The organism is Prosthecobacter fluviatilis (assembly GCF_055388355.1).
Window position 1 is genome coordinate 832163 of record NZ_AP043782.1, and the last position, 18307, is coordinate 850469.

The following is an 18307-nucleotide window of genomic DNA, read 5'->3' on the forward strand; positions in this document are numbered from 1 at the left end:
GACTTTCGCGAATCCGCCGCCGGTGCCAAGCACGGAATCAAACGACGCGCAGGGAAACTGCCGCGTTGTGGCCGCCCATGCCGGAGGCGAGTTTAATGACGCGGTCTCCGGGGGTGAGCGATAGCGGTGCGTCCAGCAAAGGGAGGCCGCAGGCGGGTGGGGTGAGGCCGGGCAGCGAGGCCGGCAGCCAGTGCTGAGCCATGCAGGCGGCCAGGAGGGCCACATCCAGCAGGCCGCTGGCGCCGAGGGTGTGGCCGGTTTGCGGCTTGAGGGGGAGGAGGGGCACCTTGCGGCCGTCCAAGGCGCGCAGCAGGGCCGGGGGCTCGACACGGGCGTGATTGAGGGTGCCGGTGGCGTGAGGACAGAGGGCGACGACTTGGGTGGGGGCAGCGGAGAGGAGAGCCGTGCGCACGCAGTCTTCGATGCCGCCGCCGTCCTCGGGGATCATGAGGGTGTCGTAGGCGTCGCTGTTGGCGCTATAATGGTCCAGGCGGCAGAGTTTGGGGCGGCCTGTGGCATCGCGTTCCAAGGTGAGGGCCACGGCGGCTTCGGCGGGGAAAAAGCCGCTGGTTTGGAGGGAGAAGGGATCGTTGACACCGTTGGTGGAAAGAAGGCCGGTGTCCCTGAAGTCCTGGAGCAGTGCGGGGATGAGCGGCAGGTCCACGGCGACCACGAGTGCACGCGGAGCCACCCCGGAGGCGACCGCCATCCAGGCCATGCCGAGGGCATCCAGACCGGAGGAGCAGCCGTTGGAGACCATCTGCCAGGGGCCTTTGATGCCCAGCCCTATGCTGACTGCAGCGGGTATTTCACAGTGCATGGTATTGCTGGCACTGAACTTGCGAAGAGGTCTGCGCCATGCATTCACCCCCACTATTTCACCCGCGTTGCCACGGCTGCTGGCCCCGTAGAGCCAGCAGGAACGGATTTCCTCCGGGCTCCAGCGAGCGCGCTCCACGGCTGCAGCGGCTACGTGAAGCGCTGCATTGCTTGCTGCGCCGTGGCGGCGGCCCTTCAGCAGTCCGCGTGAAGGCAGAGCCCCCATGGGGAGTGACTCAAAGCCCGGCACGGGCGTGCATCCGGGCAGGGCCAGAGCGCCGCGGCGCTCACGCAGCGCGCCCAGGCATTCCTCCGTCCGCATACCAAGAACACAGGCCGACTCCACGGCTGTGATGAACACATTTTCCATCATGACACGATACAGCCCCAAAACCCACCCCGCGCAACCCATCTCCGCAATTCCATCACATCAAACTGACAAAAAATAAGCAAGCCAAAGATTGACACTCAACTTAATAGCCAGCTATATTTTATTCCTCATGTTAAGGCAAATCATAGGACAATCCGAAGGGCAAAAGGAAGACAGACGCTCCGAGATTCCCGCACCGGCTCCCGCAGTCGAGCGCGCACCCATTCTCTCCGCCACATCCGCTCCCGCTGCACAACCCCAACGCACACACTCAGCTCCCGTCATGACCACCAGCAAAAACGTTCTTGCCAACGACGTCGAAATCAAAGGTTCCATCAAATTTTCCCACGACCTGATCATCGACGGCAAGATCGAAGGCGAAGTGGTTTCCGACGGCAGCCTGACCGTGGGTGAAAACGCGCTGATCAAGGGCGAGGTGAGAACCCGCTCCGTCATCATTTTCGGCAAAGTCGAAGGCAACATCACCGTTGCCGAGCGCTGCGAGCTGAAGAGCAATGCCATCCTCGTAGGTGACATCTCCGCCGGCACGCTTGCCATCGAAGAAGGCGCCACCTTCATGGGCCAGTCCCAAGTCGGCAAAAAGGCAGATTCCAAGCCTGCCTTTGGTGGAATCAAGCCACAACCACAACCTTAACTCCTTTACCTGAGTGTTCAGGCGGATCTTCGGCACGAAGACCAGCAGCATCCTTCCCACACCACCGAAGAATCAAATCGAAGTGGTGTGCCCTTCCTGTGGCGCGGCTCAGTATGAGCCGCGCCTCGTTGTTTCCACCTTTTGTAAAAAATGTGGAGTTCATCTGACTGTGGAGAAACGCCGTGTGGTGGCCTCCAACGTGACACGCTCTGGCATGGGGATGAACAGCGACTGGGCGGAGCCCAGTGCTGCGGCACCTGCGCCAACGGCGAAGGCTGCCGAGCCCGCCAAACCGCAGTCTGCCCCTCCCCCGGCCCGCGCTCCTGAGCCTGCGCCGTCTGCGGCTGATGGTTTCGGTGCCTTTTTGCAGAGCAAAAACCTGCCTGCGCCCGAGGCGGCACCTATACCTGAGGCAGCGCCTGTGGCACCTGCCACGGCTCCCGAACCGGTGAAGGATGCGCCCTCTGCCGCCGCGCTTCCCCCGCCCCACGCGCCTGCTGAGGAGCCCGTTTCTACGGAAACGGCTGCTGCCAGCATACGCAGACCGCAGTCCAACTCCCCGCCCCCGACGCCGTCCCCTGCCCCGCAGACGGCGACCTCTCTGCAAAAGATGAAGGAGCAGGGCATGTACCGGAACCAGTATTTCAAGGACGCGGAGTGCTTTGACTGCGGGCACAAATTTAAAACGGGACGCTCGGCCAAGTCTGCCAACTGCCCGACCTGCGGCGCGTATATTTCGCTGGAGGATGTGGAGATCAACATGACCTCCACCCAGCCGATCAAGACGCGCGGGAATGTGCTGATCCGCAAACGCGGTCGTCTTTCAGCCAGCAGTGTGCAGTGCCGTGATCTGGACTGCCATGGCATCATTGAGGCGAATGTGACCTGCAGCGGGGATGCGTCCTTCCGCACGACGGGAAGCATCATCGGTGAAATCCGCTGCCAGCGCTTTGTGGTGGAGAAAGGGGCGGATGTGGCCTTCATGAATGCGGTGCATGCCACGGAGGTGGAGATCCAGGCGCGGGTGACGGGAACGATTTACAGCACGGGTCCGGTGCTCATTACGAGCATTGGCTCTGTGAATGGCGATGTGACGGCGCGGTCGGTGTCCATCGAACCGGGCGGTGAGCTTAACGGTGCGATGAACATCGTGCGTGGCAAGCAGCCGCCGCCTTCGCTGGCTCCCGCGTCTGTCGTCTGAGGCCTGTGCCATGAAGATGCGCGCGCTGAATTTCGCGGCGGCCATCTTTGCCGGTGTGGTGCTGGCCTTGTGCGCCCGAGCGGTGAGAATCGCCTTCCAGGAGCTGACGGGTTCTGTGCCTGTGCATGAAATGCCGCATGAGCCGAAGCCTGCTTCCCAAGAGCAGGAAGCCTCTTCCAAGGTCTCTACGCCTGCGCCCGTGCCCGCCCCTGCTCCCCTTCCCACCATCACTGCCATGCCTCCAGCGCCGACTCCTCCAGACTCCCGCCCGTCTGTGCACGTGCCTGAGATGCCGCCTGAGCCACCCCCATTCTCCCTGCCCTACCCTGCACCGCCAGAGCCGGCGGCGTGGCGGAGCATGGCGGCAGAGGAGAGGCTGAAGGATGCGCGTGCACGGCTGCTGCCGAAGCTGCGCGAGGAGCTGGCGGCGAAGCAGTGCAAGCTGGGGCTGCCTGCGTACCTCCGCCTTTTCAAGGATAGCCGGGAGCTGGAGCTGTGGCTGCAAAACGGGCCGAAGGAATGGACGCTGTTCCGGAAATACCCCATCGCGTGCTTTTCAGGAACGCTGGGGCCGAAGACGCGGGAGGGCGACATGCAGGCGCCGGAGGGTTTTTACAACGTGACGGCGAAGATGCTGAATCCTGCCAGCAAATACCATCTGGCATTCAACATTGGGTACCCGAACGACTACGACCTGGCGCACAAGCGGACGGGGAACCTGATCATGGTGCACGGGGATGTGTGCAGCGTGGGATGCTTTGCGATGACGGACGCGGTAATCGAGGAGATCTACCTCATCGTGGAGGCGGCGGTGAAGGACGGCGGGAGCGTGGCGGTGCACAGCTTTCCGTTTCGAATGACGGCGGAGCGGGTGCAGAGCGCAGACCCGACACACCTTGATTTCTGGCGGGAGCTGGTGCCTGCGTATGAGGTTTTTGAGAAGGAGCGGAGGGTGCCGAAAATCTCAGTGGAGGGTGGAAGATACCGGGCGAAATGAGGTGCCTGGAGGTGGAATAGTGATGCAGGCATGTGCCATTCGTGGCCCATTCCTCCAGAATCTTTGACCACGGATTACACGAACTGACACGGATCACAGAGAGCAACCCCTTGCATTTATCCGTGCTGCTCGTGAAATCCGTGGTTCAACATCCTTTACGTTATTCCTTCCTATCACATGAAAACCGACAAGATGCTTTACCGATCCCAGTCGGAGTCGATCATTGGAGCGGCGATGCAGGTGCTGAACACCTTGAAACCGGGCCTGAACGAAAAAGCCTATGAAAACGCGATGGTCATCGAGCTGAAGAAACGAGGCCACCACATTGAACAGCAGCGACGGTTTGATGTGTTCTATGATGACCAGTGGGTGGACACTCTCGTTCCTGACCTGCTAGTGGACGGTCTCATCGCAGTTGATCCAAAGGTCGTTACCGACTTCAACGACACTCACGTCGCCCAGATGATGGGTTACCTTGCCATCACAGGCTTTCGACTTGCTCTACTCATCAACTTCAAATACGCTGACCTTCGCTGGAAGCGTGTCATCTCCTGATTGAAGCATGAATCTCTCGTTTATCTGAGTTTTGGACCACGGATCACACGGATCACACGGATTAACACGGATAATGGGGAGCAAACTTTTGCTTTGATCCGTGCTGCTCGTGAAATCCGTGGTTCCACATTCTTTGAACCAGCATTTCCAACCACGGATTACACGAATTAACACGGATGCCGGAGGCTGATGGTGACGGCTCAATGCTTTGATCCGGAGTGCCAAATTCCGGCTGCTGCGGTGCCATGGGCGAAATTCTGACGTGGACCGGACGAGCCGGATGTCTATGGTCCGATGAACTGCAGGCGGGACGCCTGTGCTACGATTGCATGAACTCACTGACTCTCACTGCTGCCAGGACTTTTGAATGGACGACTCTGCCGGAGGCTGCGGAGCCGGGGGCGGGAGAGGCGCTGGTGGGGATAAGGGCGATTGGGATCTGTGGGACGGATTTCAGCGGGTATCTGGGGAAGATGCCGTTCATTGAGTTTCCGCGCATCCTGGGACATGAGCTGGGGGTGGAGGTGCTGGCGGTGGGCGATGGGGTGACGCACTTGAAGGTGGGAGATCGGTGCTCGGTGGAGCCGTATCTGAACTGCGGGACGTGTCATGCGTGCAAGCGTGGCTGCACGAACTGCTGCGAGACGCTGCAGGTGCTGGGGGTGCATTGCGATGGCGGGATGCGGGAGCGGATGGTGCTGCCGGCGCACAAGCTGCATGCGTGCAACGCGCTGGGCTTTGAGCAACTGGCGCTGGTGGAGACGCTGGCGATCGGCTGCCATGCGGTGAACCGGGCGCAGGTGGCGGCGGGTGATGAGGTGCTGATCATTGGCGCGGGGCCGATCGGGCTGACGGTGCTGGAGTTTGCACGGGCGGCGGGCGCGGCGATCACCGTGCTGGAGCTGAATGCGGCGCGGCGGGAGTTTGTGATGACGAACTACGCGGGTGTGCGGGTGGTGGAGGGGCTGGCGGATGAGGGGGCGTTTCAGGTGGTGTTTGATGCGACGGGGCATGCGGGGTCGATGGCGGGGGCGCTGAGGTACGCGCGGTTTACCGGGAGGATCGTGTATGTGGGGATCACGAAGGAGCCGGTGGCGATTGATGATCCGCTGTTTCACCGGAGGGAGCTGACGCTTCTGGCGAGCCGGAATGCGGTGGCGGCGGATTTCCCGAGGATTCTGGGGATGATTCAGGAAGGGGTGATTGATACAAGGCCGTGGATCAGCCACCGGTGTGTGTTTGCGGAACTGCCGGGGAAGATGGAGGAGTGGCTGAAGCCGGAGGCGAGGGTGATTAAGGCCGTCGTTTCACTCCGGAATGACGAATGAGTAAATCCGAATGTCGAAATAATGACGAGGCTCGAATGTCGAAGGGTGCGCCATCGAATGTCTTGGTTCGTCATTTGGCATTCGGGCTTATTTAGTCATTCGGATTTACTCATTCGTCATTTGCTCCAAGCTCTCTACCATTCGTCCGGCCCTGTTTATCAATCCAACTTCCCTTCCCTCCAACCATGCCTACTCTTACTGTTCAGCCACGCGCGCGTCTTTTTCACGGTCACCTTTGGGTTTATGCGACGGAGATTCAGAAGCGGTTTGGGGATCCGAAGCCGGGGGATGTGGTGCATCTGCAGGATGTGAGGGGGAAGCCGCTGGGGAGTGCGATCTATAATCCGCAGTCGCAGATTTCGGCGCGGTTGTTTTCGTACCGGCGGCAGGACCTGGACCTGGACTTTTTCACGCGGCGGATTCAGCGGGCGGTGAAGGTGCGCGAGGAGTCGGGGGTGGACCTGAATCTGTGCCGCATGGTGTGGAGCGAGTCTGACGGGCTGCCGGGGGTGATCGTGGATCGCTACGGGGACTTTCTGGTGCTGCAGACGCTGACGCTGGCGATGGATCAGCGCAAGGAACTGATCGTGCAGGCGCTGAATGATGTGCTGAAGCCGCGCGGCATCGTGGAGCGCAATGAGGTGGCGGTGCGCAAGGCGGAGGGGATGGAACTGATCAAGGGTGTCATTAGCGGGGAGTCGCCGGAACCGTTTGTGGTGCGGTATCAGGGCAGCGCATTTCATGCGGACCTCATCGAGGGGCAGAAGACAGGGCTGTATCTGGACCAACTGGACAACTACCAGCAGGTGTCGCGGCTGGCGAAGGGGCGTCGGGTGCTGGACTGCTTTTCGAATCAGGGCGGGTTTGCCCAGGCCTGTGCGCTGGCGGGTGCGAGCGAGGTGACGGCGGTGGACATCAGCGAACCGGCGACGGAGGTGGCGAAGAAGAATGCGGCGATCGCGGGTGCGAAGATCGAGTGCATCGCGGAGAACTGCTTTGATTTCCTGAAGCGGAGCGAGGCGGCGGGGGCGAAGTATGATCTGATCATCCTGGATCCGCCGTCGTTCACGAAGACGAAGAGCTCGGTGCGGGATGCGCTGCGGGGCTACAAGGAGATCCACCTGCGGGCGATGAAGATGCTGGAGCCGGGCGGGATCTTTGCCACCTTCACCTGCTCCCACCACGTAAGTGCCCAAGAATTTCACAGCAGCATCACGGACGCGGCGGTGGACGCGAAGAAGACGCTGAGGCGGGTGACGACGTACACGCAGCGGCCGGATCATCCGATTCTGGCGACGATTCCGGAGACGGAGTATTTGAGAGGGTATGCGTATGAGGTGGTGGCGAGCTGGTGATGTGTGGTATGATTGAGTGACTTCAGCAGGGCTTCGCCATGAGTCAAAAAAAGCAGCCTCGATATTCATCGGACAAACCGATTTCCAAATTACCTGAAGACAAACTCGGTCGAAGCTCGTTTGCGACACGTTTAGCAAATGACATTGCTGCTTGGGGCGGTGATAGTTCTTTGGTTATTGGTCTCTACGGCGATTGGGGAGTTGGAAAAACATCATTAAAAAATCTTGTTCTCGCATCACTGAAAAAGCGGCGGAGCAAAATACCGATTCTGGAGTTCAATCCGTGGCAACTATCAGGTTCAGGCGGCACCACAGAGTTTTTTCTCAATGAACTCAAAATCAAATTAGCGTCTAAGGCAGTTTCGAGCGAACAAGAAACGGCCGAAGTGAGAAAGCGTCTCACAAGATATTCTAAACGACTCTCTTTTGGAAGCGTTGTGGGACGAATGTTTAGCCCTCTTTTTATAGCTCTCGGGCAGCCTGAGGCAGCCGTTGCGTCGGCAGCCGCCGCCGAAGCGCTAAGCCATGCATCTGATGTAACAAAGGCTGGCGCAGACACATTGGATGAGCGCGAAAATGCGGACGATTCATCCCTATTCGAATTGAAGAAGTCACTGGATGCATCATTGCGAAATATGAAGCGTCCTTTGCTTGTCGTAATCGATGATATCGACCGCCTGACAACCCGTGAAATACTCGACATATTTCAGCTCGTCAAAGTTAACGCAGACTTCCCAAAAGTTATATACCTGATGCTGTTCGAGAGGAATATTGTTGCAACAGCATTAGACTCTGTATCGGACGGTCGTGGAGTTGAATTCCTTGAAAAGATCATTCAGGTTGGTTACCACATTCCAAAGGCTTCTAGAGCATCAATTCAAAAAGTTCTCTTTGAAGGACTCGATGAAATTTTGGCCAGACCAGGAGTCCTTAGGCGCTGGAACACCGACAGATGGTCCCGAATTTACCTTGATGCACTACAGGGTTTTTTTCGCAACCTTAGACATATATACCGTTTCTTATCCTCGTTCGATTTTCATGTGCGCCAATTTCAACATCGTGATCATTTCGAAGTAAACCCTATCGACCTTATTGCACTCGAAACACTGAGAGTCTTCGAACCAAATGTTTTTGAAAAACTTGCCGCGCTAAAAACAATCTTAACACGAGACACCGGAAAGTCGCTTTTTGGGGAGATTAAACAAGACGACATTGAAACGTCCATCAATGAACTAATTAAACTAAGTTCACAAAACCATGTAAACTCACTTCGACGCATAATTCTATCCATTTTTCCATCAACTAGCAGCACCTATTCTGGTAATGACGGAGTAAGCAGCGAAGATTCGCAGAAATGGCTGCGGGAGGCGAGAGCATGTCACCCAAATATGTTTGATAGATATTTCACTCTCGCAGTTGGCGAGGGTGAGTTTGCCCAAACTGAGTTGGACCAATTAATAGATGAATCGGGAGATCATGCAAAATTCTCGAAACGAATTACTGCATTGCATGCGAGAGGATTACTTAATCTTGCCTTTGAGCATTTGGATGCCTGCAAAGAAGATATCCCTTTGGAGAACATGGAACCGCTGACCCGTGCGCTGTCTGATCTAAGTGATTTATTCCCACCTAGAAGCACCAGCATGTTTGAGACGGAAGCGAAGATGATGGCGGCGAGACTCATTCATTGCGGCCTTCGCCGCGAAAAAAATGAGCAGGAGCGCCTCAGGATTTTGGTCAGCGCTTTCAAAAAATCCACAGGATCACTTTTGCCTACATTTGTGACTTTGCTGCAAACACGCCGACAAAAAAATGTCGAGCAGGGTCAAGAATATTTAATCAGCGAGAGTGACTGCGGCACTTTGCGTGATATCTGTGCTCAGAAAATCTCACTGGCTGCAGCAAGTGATCAAATAATAACGCACCCCCAAGCGAACTTACTGCTTCAATGTTGGAAGGATTGGGACACATCGAAGGCAAAGTCTTGGATCAAACAAAAATCACAATCCAGCAAAGGAGCGCTTTGGCTACTAAGCGTACTACTTCTTGAAATTCATTCTCACGGATCAAAAGTCACTATCCGATATTTTATTAAACTTAGTAATATCGAACAATTCGTTGAAGTTGATGCCCTGAAATGCCAGCTCGAGCATGTAGATTTGGAAAAACTAACAGAAAGAGAACGAATAGCAGTAAACGCGTTTGATGCCGCTCTTAGACGTCGCTCAGAGGGAAAGCCGGAATCGGATGGTTTTGATCAAGATTGGGATTTTTAGACTACTTGGAGCCGCATTCTTCCAGTGAATCTTGTTTGGAGAGTTTATCCAAAGGTTGAAAATCCAATCTTTGGTATTGACTCTTGGGCCAAGATGGGTTGAAATTTCAACCTATGAAGAAAATTACCCAATTAAGCCGCCGTGAGCGGGAGGTGATGGACCTGGTGTTTGCGCAGGGGGAGGCGACGCTGTCGCAAATTCTTGAGGGGATGGAGAAGGCGCCGACGCGGGCGGCGCTGAGGTCGATCCTGACGATCCTGGAGGGGAAAGGACAGCTCAAACACCGGCAGGAGGGGCGGGAGTTCATCTACCAGCCGGTGCATTCGCGGGAGGAGGTGGGGCAGAGCACGCTGAGCCGGGTGATCGGGACGTTTTTTGGGGGATCGCTGACGCAGGCTCTGTCGGCGTACCTGAGCGCGCCGGGGACGAAGCTGAGCGAGGAGGAGGTGATGGAGCTGAGGGGGTTCCTTGAGCAGGCGAAGACGGGTAACGGCGGCAAGAAGACCTGATTTTACACCGCAGAGATTGGAAAAACGCAGAGGCTCTGAAATCAAAATCTCTGCGTGTTTTCAATCTCTGCGGTGTGTCGATTTTTTCTCAACTTCCCAACTGGAGCGCAGGCATCTCATGAGCACCGAACCTATGGCACCGCAGAGATTGGAAGACCGCAGAGCCGAGCCTTCAGATTCGAGGTTCTTTGGTGTTTGAATTTTTTCAGTGATTTCATCAACAACGCACACGCACGCAGATTATGAACTTGGAAACTCTTCTTTCTTTCACTCCTGGCTGGCTGCTGGATGTGGGGCTGCAAATGACGGCACTGCTGGCGCTGGCGGGAGGGGTGGTGGTGTGTGTGCGGGGGATGGCGGCGGCGAAGCGGCATTTCATTCTGGCGTCTGCACTGATGCTGATCCCGGTGGTGATGGGGTGCAGCTTTATCGCGCCGGTGTGGCGGATTTCTTGGGAGGCGGGGCGTGAGGCGATGACTGCGGAGGAGGTGGCGAAGAAGGAGATCGCGGAAGGGCGGGATCCGTTTGCGCCGAGGCTGGCGGCAACCGTGACGCTGAAGGCGAGCGTGCTGGATGAGGTGGCAGTATCGCCGCTGTGGGCGGTGCTGTGGCTGGGGGGCGTGGCGGCTGGCGCGGTGGTGCTGGGGGGATCGGCCTGGGCGCTGCGGCGGCTGAGGAGGGAATCCCACATGGTGGTAGATGCTGGCATGCGGCGCTGTTTTGCGGAGGAGGCGGGGGCTTTGAACCTGGAGCTGCCGGTGGCGTGCCTGCGGATGAGTGCTGCGTGTGCGGTGCCGATGACGTGGGGGATTTCCCAGAAAACGGTGCTGCTGCCGGTGGAGGCGGCGGGGTGGGAGGAGAAGCGGCTGCGGCTGGTGCTGCGGCATGAGCTGGCGCACATCGCGCGGGGGGATGTGCTGGTCACGCTGCTGACGACGGTGTGTGCGCTGCTGCTGTGGCCGCACCCGCTGGTGTGGGCGGTGCTGCGGGCGTGCGGACGTGCGCGGGAGCAGGCGTGCGATGATGTGGCGCTGGAGCGCAGCGGCGGGAATGCGGATGATTTTGCGAAGGAACTGCTGGAGGCGGTGGCGGGACTGGGGTGCACGGGGCGGCCGTGGCTGCCGCTGGCGCTGGCGATGTCTGTGTCTGCCAACGCGAGGGCGCTGCGTGGGCGGCTGGCGAGTCTGGTGCAGGCAGGCAGAGGGCGCGGCGGGTATTCTTTGATGCAGAAGCTGGTGCTGATGCTGCCGGCGATGGCGGGGGCGTTTGTGCTGGCGGGGCTGACGGCGTGCCGGAAGGCGGAGCCTGAGGTGCCGAAGCAGATCCTGGTGAGGAGCCGGTTTGTGAGCATCCCGAAGGATTCGCCGGTGCTGGCGGAGGCGGGGCTGACGCTGGACGGGAGCAACGAAGGGATGCAGAACCTGGGGATCCGCACGATGGAGCAGACACAGGAGCTGCTGCGCAAGGTGAGCCAGCAGAAGGGGGTGGAGCTGATGAGCACGCCCTCCGTGACGACGAAGAGCGGTGCGAGGGCGACGGTGGAGGTGATGCGGGAGTTCATCTATCCGACGGAGTTTGACCCGCCGAGGCCGGCGACGGAGGGCAAGCCGCTGATCCCGACGACGCCGACGGTCTTTCAGATGAAACCGGTGGGGGTGCGGATGGATGTGACGCCCACGCTGCTGGAGGATGGGAACATCGCGCTGGAAGCGACGCCGGAGGCGACGAGCTTTGAGGGGTACCTGGAGTACGGCAAGCCGATCACGCAGGGGGACAAGGTGGTGTCTGAGAACAAGATCCAGCAGCCGATTTTTCACACGATGAAGACGACGGCGAGCTTTGTGATGAAGCCGGGGCAGAGCGTGGTGTTTGGCGGGCTGGGAGGGCCGGATGCGACGCCGCTGACGAGCCGGATGCCGAAGACGAAGGACCTGGTGTTTTTCATCATCGAGGCGAGCGTGGTGGATGCGGCCGAGAAGGCTGCGATGGAACGCAGCAAGCCGGAGCCTGCGGTGTCTGTCTTTGGGCCGGTGAAACGGCAGGGGCGTTATCTATTTAAAAAAGGCATGACGGTGCGGGATTTGCTGGAGCAAGCGCAGGGGCTGAGTGAGCGCGCGGATGGGAAGTGGGCGGAACTTCGCCGGGGGAATCAGGGGGTGATGATCGACCTGGAAAAGGACGGAGGCAAGGCGCTGGAGGCGGAGGATGCGGTGACGGTGAAGGAGAAATGAGGGGGGCGGGAGAGATGGTAATGCGCGGAGTGATGGGTGATCGCGGGGGCTGCGGGCTGGACGGACGCAGGCAGGTTGATCCTTCGATGTGGAGGGGCGCTGTGAGGAGAGCGGAGGTGCGTGCTTTTACGGAGTGCTGCGGAATGAATTCCGCGCTCCAGTGGGTTTTGTGGATGCGGATTGCCAGTGGTGATGGCGGGGGCGCTGGCCGACAGACATGAGTGTCTGTCGTACTGCCGGAGAGCGGTGAGAGATGTGGAGCGGCGCGTGATGGCGGAGCAGAGTCGGCGGATTGAGGACAAGCAGCCCTACCAGCGCTGGATGCTGGCGAGTCGGCTGCTGTCTCAATGAGTGTCTGGAAGATCTGGCGTGGCTGCCGAGCCTGAGCTGAAGCTCTGGAGTGCTTTTTTTAATCCGCGAGGAGCTTGTTAAGCGTGTAATAGGCCATGCGGTGCCAGAGCGGGGTGCCGTCTTTGGATTTGAGCTGGGGGAGCTGGAACTCGTGGACGTAGCCGGGGCGAAGGGTGGTGGGGCACTGGACTTCGAGGGTGAGGCCGTCAGGGCTGAGCTGAGCGGAGTCGATTTTGAGGGGCTGGGTGTCGAGCTCGTCGCCGCCGTATTTGCTCTGGAAGGGGTAGGTGTAGCTGGTGCCGGTGAGGGTGGTGAGGGAGGCGGGGTCCACGGGGAGGGTGAAGGTGAAGCGGAAGCCGGTTTTGGTGAGTTCCATCTTCTGCACTTCGAGCGGGGTCTTGTGAGTCCAGACGATGCGCTGGAGGCCGAAGGGGCGGTTGCCTTTGCTGTTCCAGCCGCGGTTTGACTGACCGACGATGAGGGAGCCGTCCTGGAGGAAATTGAGGGCTAGGGCGGCGCACTGGAGGCCATCGATGAAGGGGAAGCAGGCGCCCTGGTATTCGCCGCCGACTTTTTCGAGGAAGACGCGGTTCACACCGCTGAGGACGAATTCGCCGAGGAAGAGCTGCTTTTCGAAGGGGCCGAATTTGCCAGGGCTGAGATCGCAGGCGATGCCGGTGCCGCTCTGGCCCATCTTGACATACGGGAGCCAGACGGCGGGCGGGGTGTAGCCCTGGACGGTCTTGATGGCTTCGGCGACGGTGATGCCGTCGGGCTGCTTGGGCGCGATCTTGACGGGAGACTCGGGACGCATGGCGTCGGGGATGGAGTCTGCGTGGGAGAAGTAGGCGCCTTTGCGGGCATGCATCAGGGGCGTGGTGGGCATCCAGTTGCCCTGCTGATCGGTGATGAAGATGTCGCCTTCGGCATTCTGGCCGATGCCGCAGGGGCTGCGGAATCCGGCGCAGAAGGGTTCGAGCTTGCCGTCCTTGGTCGTGCGCACGACCCAGCCGCGCCAGAGGGGGTGCTTTTCTTCATCGCCCGCGCCTTTCCAGGCCTTGCCCATGCTGCAATTGAGCGAGGTGTAGAGGTTTCCCTCCTTGTCGAAGACGGGGCCGTAGGCGTACTCGTGGTAGGCGCCGGAGACGCCCCAGCCGGTGGAGGCGCAGAGGTATTCGTCGGCTTTGCCGTCGCCATCGATATCGCGGAGTTTGGTGACTTCGGCGCGCTGGGTGGCATAAAGTGCTCCATCATGCCATGCGAGGCCGAGGATTTCGTGGAGGCCGGTGGCGAAGAGTTTGAAGCCGGGCCTGGCGGTGTCGGAGGAATTTTGGGCGATCCAGACTTCGCCTTTGCGGAGGCCGACGGCGAGTTTGCCATCGGGGAGGACGGCGATGCCGCTGGCTTCGAAATTGACGTTTTTGGGGAGTTCGTAGGTCTCGGTGCGGTAGTAGGCGGACTGGTCCTGGGCGAGCAACGACGTCGCCAGCAGCATGAACATGAATTGTTTTACCATGACAAAACCTCCTTCGTTTCCTTGCCGTTGCTGATGATGATGTGTTCGAAGCCGCCTTTGACGGGGCGGAGGGTGTCTTCGATTTGCTGGCCGTTTTCGAGATAGCGGAAGGTGGGGATGCCGTCTTTGCCGAGGGTGTAGCCGCTGAAGGTGCGCTCGCTGGCAGATACTGGCATTGGCTTTATGTCGGTGCCGAGGGGTTTGATGGGGGGCATGGAGCGGTCCTGATAGTTGCTCATGGCATCGAGGAAGCGGCCTTTCCAGAGGATGGCCCAGCGGCTGGTCTTGGCATCGAAGGCGGCATTGAGGCCGCCGGGGAAACCGACGCCGATGGCGTGGGTGCCGACGCCTTCGATGAAGCTGCGGAAGATGATGACGCGCTTTTCGGCAGTGGGCTTCAATTCGAAATCGGCGGAGGACATGAGGCCTTCGGGGAGCGGCTGGCCTTCGATCTCGCGGAGGTAAGTCCAGATGCTTTCGATGTCCTTGTCGGCGTTTTTGCGGCCAATGAACATGGGGGGCATGACGGTGCCAGGCTGGGTGACCTGGGGATTGAGGAGGAGTTCTTTGAAGTACTCGGGCTGCAGGCGCTCCGCCGTATGTGTGAGGCGGATGACGGGCGGGCCGAGGGATTTGCGATCCTTCAGGCCATGGCATGAGACGCAGGCGAGGCCTTTGGCTCCGAGAAGCTGGCGGCCGAGCTCGGCTCGGTGGTGTTTGGCGAGGCCGCTGACATCAATCTGGAATGGTTTTTCCAGGGCATCGGCTTCATTGAGCCAAGAGATGAGCATCTCGGTTTGCTCACGGCCAAAGCTGGGCATGCGGGTGTCCATGTAGGGGCGCACGCTGCCATCCTGGCCCCAGAGGATTTTTCCAAACCAGCCGTGCGTGAGCTTGCGGCCGACCTTGTCGAGATTGGGCGGGAGATTGCCGAGCTGGCCGAGTGATTCTGCGGTGGAGTCGTTGACGCCGAAGTATTGGGCACGGGGATCTTCGGGGCCGCCCTTGCCATCGCGGTCGTGGCAGGCGTAGCAGTTGAGGCGGGTGAGCTGCCAGTCCACTTTTTCCTGCGCGGTGAGTTTGGGGGCGTCTTCTTTTTGGATGAGAGCCAGTGCGAGTTTGATGGCGCGCTTTTCGAGGGCGTTGAGATCGAAGCGCGGGGTGCCGGAGGGTTGTTTTTCGGCGAGGCAGCCTTGGTCTTGGGCGAGGTCTTTAAGGGGCTTTTTCATCTCAGCCAGCTGATTTCGACTGGTGCTGAAAAGTGGCGAAACTATTGGGATATCACCCAGCACAGGAACATTCGCCTGACCTCCTGAACCCATCTTATGACATGCCACGCAGTTCATCGTTCGGAAAAGCTCACGGCCTTTCTCAATGCCCTGCTTGGGAGTCTTGAGCGCGGCGCGGGCGGTAGCTTTTTCGGCGACGCGGCCGACGTGGAGGTAGGCGGCGATGTCGGAGGCTTGCTGGGCGGAGAGGCGCATGTCTGGCATGCGGCCCGAGGGACGAACGGAGAGCGGATCGTGGAGGAAATGGGAGAGGGCGTTGAAGTCGTAGGCGTCTGCGAGGGCGATGGGCACGGAGGCATTGCCGGGCTTTTCGACTTCGGCATCTGCAGCGACCTTTGGCGGCCGCACGTCTTTGGCCGGCTCGTGGCAGGCGACGCAGCCGACTTTGTGATATAGGTCCTTGCCGCGCTCGACATCGCCAGCGGGGACTTTGGGCTGGGGCTGTTTCAGGCTGCTGAGGTATTCGACGAGGGCCTCGACTTTTTCGTCATCGCCTTCTGCTCCTGCGAACAAGCCGGGCATCTGCGTGCCCTTCTTGCGGTTTTGCGGACTGCGGATCATGAGCCAGAGGGTGTCTGGATCGAGACGAGAGCCCACGGCAGTGAGGTCCGGGCCGGGCTTGGGCTTGAGGCGCTCTTCCCATGACTTCGGCACGGCATGGCAGGTGGTGCAGTTCAGCTCTGCGAGGAGGAGCAGGCCGCCATTCACCAGTGATTCGTCGGGGTCTTCGGGAATGTGGAACTGATCGAAGGTGTAGACGAAGGCGTGGTTGATGGGCTCGGCCTGGAGAGGATGCGCCTGGAGATGGCCGCAAAAAAACGCAGAGGCCGCAAAAAGGGTCCAGAGTTTTGATGAATTCATTTTTGCGTTTACTTTGCGTCGCTTTGCGGGCGTTCAGATCCGATTTAGATGCCCATCTTGGCGCGCTCGGTGTCGAGGGCTTTGATCCAGGGGGCGATGAAGTGGCCGGAGTCGTGGTAGGTGCGGCCGGAGTACATGTGCTGGTCGATGACGCAGGGTTCGTTCACGTAGATGCCGCCGCAGATTTCGAGGTCGAACTTGCACTTGGCGACGGTGGCCATGCGAAGGCCTTTGACGATGTCCGCACGGGCGGGGATTTCGACGCCGTGGCAGACGCTGGCGCAGGGCTTTTTCTGCTCCCAGAACCATTTGGTGATGCGGAGGAGATCGACATCTTCGCGGATGTACTCGGGGGCGCGGCCGCCGCTGAAGAAGATGCCGACGTATTCTTCGGGATTGATGTCCTTGAAGGCGATGTCGGCGTCGATGCTGTAGCCTTCCCATTCCTTGGTGATGGTCCAGCCGGGCTTGATTTCATGCAGCACCATCTGGTATTTCCGTTTTTCCGGCGCGGCTACGACGGGGGTGTAGCCGCCTTCGATGAGGCGGTAGAAGGGATAGAGGGTATCAACGGTTTCGGTGGCGTCGCCGACGATGATGAGGACTTTGGCTTGGGACATATTATTTATGATTTACGATTTTTGATTTATGATTTTGGGTGGTGAGGACTTAAAAAACGCTGGGCGATTTGTAATCACAGTTCACAATCGAGGCGAAGCCAAATCATAAATCGTAAATCACAAATCATAAATGCTGAGGCGTCAGCTGAGAAGACCGTCGAGATGCTGTTTGGCGCGAACGATTTCGGCGGTGGTCTCTGCAGCCGTGGGGAGGATGGGGATGCCGCGGGGGGTGGGGTGCATGAAGATTTCGGTGGGGCCGGTGAACTTGATGGCTTTGAGGGCTTGCAGCAGGGGTTTCCAGTCGAGCTTGCCGCGACCGGGCATCTGCTGGAGTTCGTCTTCCTTGGGCATGGCCTTGAAGCAGCCCTGGCCAAACTCCCAGGCGTAGAAGAGCGTCATCTTTTGGTCGATGTGCCTGATGAGGTCTGACAGCAGCTTTTCCTCCTGCGGCAAGTGGTATGGAGCCAAGGCGATGCCGATGCCGGGGATGGCGCGGACTTCATCGGCGAGCCAGCGAAGGGAGTCGGGGGTGTCGATGAGGTTGTTGACGTGGTTTTCGATGCCGAGGGTGAGGCCGTTTTCGGCGGCGAGTGCGGCTTGAGGTTTCATCTTTTCCACGAAGGCTTTGACATTCAGCTTGAGCTGTTCAGGCGAGACCTTGTAGTCCCCTGCCCCGCCGGTGACGATGAAGGTGCCGCCGAGTTTTTTCACGATGCCGATCTCTTCGGTGAGGCGGAAGGGCCCGAGATCATAGCGGGTGGTGCCGCCGAAGGTGAGGCCGTGGTCCTTGAGCATGGCGGCGAATTTGTCGTGGCCGATGGTGTCGATCTCTTCGCGCTGAGTGCCGTGTTTTTTGGGCCAGAGCTCGATGCTTGTGGCTCCGGTCTTTTTTACTTCGGGAAGAATCTCGGCCAGAGGAAGGCTGCCATACATGGAGGAGGCGAGCATGTAATTCAGCTTCCACGGCGGCGGCTCTGCGGCGAACGCGGGAGCGGCGGCGACGAGAGCGGAGAGGGATTGCAGGAAGCGACGGCGGCTGGTCATGGGGGAGTAAACGCGGGGAGCGCGGGTTCTTCATTCAGACTTTGAATTCGCGTCTTCAGGTTTTGCGGCGGGTTGGGAAGGCGGCAAGTGGTGTGAAATTCCACCCGCGATAATGGCGCGCAGCTGCGGGCAGGATTGTCCGCGCTACTTCCGGCAGCGTCAGCGCCGTGGGATAGCGGAATCATTGCGAGGCGGAGCTGATTGCAGACGCTGCTGGTGGGCGCATTGTGTGGCGGGGCGGTGGGTTTGCTTCCCTCTTGTTTGCTGCTTACCCAGGGAAGCACTCGCTAAAGCTCGGCCTCCCTGGGCTGAAATCCGCAGCCCCGT

14 protein-coding genes are annotated in these 18307 nt (G+C 59.1%); 9 read left to right on the forward strand and 5 right to left on the reverse strand.

The genetic code is table 11. The features are described 5' to 3' along the window. Nucleotides 1–37: 37 nt before the first annotated feature. A complete protein-coding gene (locus tag ACZ5WW_RS03025) occupies nucleotides 38–1192 on the reverse strand; it encodes a beta-ketoacyl synthase N-terminal-like domain-containing protein (protein ID WP_377169946.1) in 1155 nt (384 codons plus the stop codon). Between the two features lie 280 nt (nucleotides 1193–1472). On the opposite strand from ACZ5WW_RS03025, the gene ACZ5WW_RS03030 reads away from it, so the two are divergent. From ACZ5WW_RS03030 to ACZ5WW_RS03070, 9 genes are all read left to right on the forward strand, one after another. Then, nucleotides 1473–1844, forward strand: coding sequence for a bactofilin family protein (locus tag ACZ5WW_RS03030; RefSeq protein WP_377169948.1), 372 nt, complete (start codon nucleotides 1473–1475; stop codon nucleotides 1842–1844). A 169-nt stretch (nucleotides 1845–2013) separates the two neighbouring features. Beyond that, complete coding sequence (locus tag ACZ5WW_RS03035; RefSeq protein WP_377169950.1) at nucleotides 2014–3045, forward strand: polymer-forming cytoskeletal protein; 1032 nt, start codon at nucleotides 2014–2016, stop codon at nucleotides 3043–3045. A gap of 10 nt (nucleotides 3046–3055) precedes the next feature. Then, nucleotides 3056–4042 (forward strand): L,D-transpeptidase family protein, encoded by a 987-nt coding sequence (locus ACZ5WW_RS03040; protein ID WP_377169952.1) that lies wholly within the window; start codon nucleotides 3056–3058, stop codon nucleotides 4040–4042. Nucleotides 4043–4219: 177 nt separating this feature from the next. Beyond that, complete coding sequence (locus ACZ5WW_RS03045; protein WP_464694209.1) at nucleotides 4220–4597, forward strand: GxxExxY protein; 378 nt, start codon at nucleotides 4220–4222, stop codon at nucleotides 4595–4597. Nucleotides 4598–4926: 329 nt separating this feature from the next. Beyond that, on the forward strand, nucleotides 4927–5925 hold the full coding sequence (locus ACZ5WW_RS03050) for a zinc-binding alcohol dehydrogenase family protein (protein ID WP_377169956.1): 999 nt from the start codon (nucleotides 4927–4929) through the stop codon (nucleotides 5923–5925). 185 nt (nucleotides 5926–6110) lie between these two features. Next, nucleotides 6111–7280 carry a class I SAM-dependent rRNA methyltransferase gene (locus ACZ5WW_RS03055; protein ID WP_377169959.1) on the forward strand — a complete coding sequence of 390 codons (1170 nt, stop codon included), beginning with the start codon at nucleotides 6111–6113 and terminating at the stop codon, nucleotides 7278–7280. Nucleotides 7281–7318: 38 nt separating this feature from the next. Next, nucleotides 7319–9556, forward strand: coding sequence for a KAP family P-loop NTPase fold protein (locus ACZ5WW_RS03060; RefSeq protein WP_377169961.1), 2238 nt, complete (start codon nucleotides 7319–7321; stop codon nucleotides 9554–9556). A gap of 113 nt (nucleotides 9557–9669) precedes the next feature. Continuing rightward, complete coding sequence (locus ACZ5WW_RS03065) at nucleotides 9670–10065, forward strand: BlaI/MecI/CopY family transcriptional regulator (RefSeq protein ID WP_377169963.1); 396 nt, start codon at nucleotides 9670–9672, stop codon at nucleotides 10063–10065. A 242-nt stretch (nucleotides 10066–10307) separates the two neighbouring features. Beyond that, nucleotides 10308–12296, forward strand: coding sequence for a M56 family metallopeptidase (locus tag ACZ5WW_RS03070; protein WP_377169965.1), 1989 nt, complete (start codon nucleotides 10308–10310; stop codon nucleotides 12294–12296). Nucleotides 12297–12705: 409 nt separating this feature from the next. Here the strand turns inward: ACZ5WW_RS03070 and ACZ5WW_RS03075 are convergent, their stop codons facing one another. The 4 genes from ACZ5WW_RS03075 to ACZ5WW_RS03090 all read right to left on the reverse strand — a co-directional run bounded on the left by ACZ5WW_RS03075 (nucleotide 12706) and on the right by ACZ5WW_RS03090 (nucleotide 17980). Continuing rightward, nucleotides 12706–14163: a DUF7133 domain-containing protein gene (locus tag ACZ5WW_RS03075; RefSeq protein ID WP_377169967.1), complete on the reverse strand. Its 1458-nt coding sequence runs from the start codon at nucleotides 14161–14163 to the stop codon at nucleotides 12706–12708. Then, nucleotides 14157–16313 (reverse strand): c-type cytochrome, encoded by a 2157-nt coding sequence (locus ACZ5WW_RS03080; RefSeq protein WP_377169969.1) that lies wholly within the window; start codon nucleotides 16311–16313, stop codon nucleotides 14157–14159. The genes ACZ5WW_RS03075 and ACZ5WW_RS03080 overlap by 7 nt, the downstream gene beginning before the upstream one ends. Nucleotides 16314–16357: 44 nt before the next feature. Beyond that, entirely contained in the window at nucleotides 16358–16933 is a 576-nt protein-coding gene (locus ACZ5WW_RS03085; RefSeq protein ID WP_377169971.1) for a DJ-1/PfpI family protein, read from the reverse strand. Between the two features lie 141 nt (nucleotides 16934–17074). After that, nucleotides 17075–17980: a sugar phosphate isomerase/epimerase family protein gene (locus ACZ5WW_RS03090; protein WP_377169973.1), complete on the reverse strand. Its 906-nt coding sequence runs from the start codon at nucleotides 17978–17980 to the stop codon at nucleotides 17075–17077. Nucleotides 17981–18307: the final 327 nt, after the last annotated feature.

Excerpts from the sequence above, each read along its gene's own strand:
- ACZ5WW_RS03025 (WP_377169946.1), bottom strand. The coding sequence starts at position 1,192 with ATGATGGAAAATGTGTTCATCACAGCCGTGGAGTCGGCCTGTGTTCTT.
- ACZ5WW_RS03030 (WP_377169948.1), top strand. The coding sequence starts at position 1,473 with ATGACCACCAGCAAAAACGTTCTTGCCAACGACGTCGAAATCAAAGGT.
- ACZ5WW_RS03040 (WP_377169952.1), top strand. The coding sequence starts at position 3,056 with ATGAAGATGCGCGCGCTGAATTTCGCGGCGGCCATCTTTGCCGGTGTG.
- ACZ5WW_RS03045 (WP_464694209.1), top strand. The coding sequence starts at position 4,220 with ATGAAAACCGACAAGATGCTTTACCGATCCCAGTCGGAGTCGATCATT.
- ACZ5WW_RS03050 (WP_377169956.1), top strand. The coding sequence starts at position 4,927 with ATGAACTCACTGACTCTCACTGCTGCCAGGACTTTTGAATGGACGACT.
- ACZ5WW_RS03055 (WP_377169959.1), top strand. The coding sequence starts at position 6,111 with ATGCCTACTCTTACTGTTCAGCCACGCGCGCGTCTTTTTCACGGTCAC.
- ACZ5WW_RS03060 (WP_377169961.1), top strand. The coding sequence starts at position 7,319 with ATGAGTCAAAAAAAGCAGCCTCGATATTCATCGGACAAACCGATTTCC.
- ACZ5WW_RS03065 (WP_377169963.1), top strand. The coding sequence starts at position 9,670 with ATGAAGAAAATTACCCAATTAAGCCGCCGTGAGCGGGAGGTGATGGAC.
- ACZ5WW_RS03070 (WP_377169965.1), top strand. The coding sequence starts at position 10,308 with ATGAACTTGGAAACTCTTCTTTCTTTCACTCCTGGCTGGCTGCTGGAT.
- ACZ5WW_RS03075 (WP_377169967.1), bottom strand. The coding sequence starts at position 14,163 with ATGGTAAAACAATTCATGTTCATGCTGCTGGCGACGTCGTTGCTCGCC.
- ACZ5WW_RS03080 (WP_377169969.1), bottom strand. The coding sequence starts at position 16,313 with ATGAATTCATCAAAACTCTGGACCCTTTTTGCGGCCTCTGCGTTTTTT.
- ACZ5WW_RS03085 (WP_377169971.1), bottom strand. The coding sequence starts at position 16,933 with ATGTCCCAAGCCAAAGTCCTCATCATCGTCGGCGACGCCACCGAAACC.
- ACZ5WW_RS03090 (WP_377169973.1), bottom strand. The coding sequence starts at position 17,980 with ATGACCAGCCGCCGTCGCTTCCTGCAATCCCTCTCCGCTCTCGTCGCC.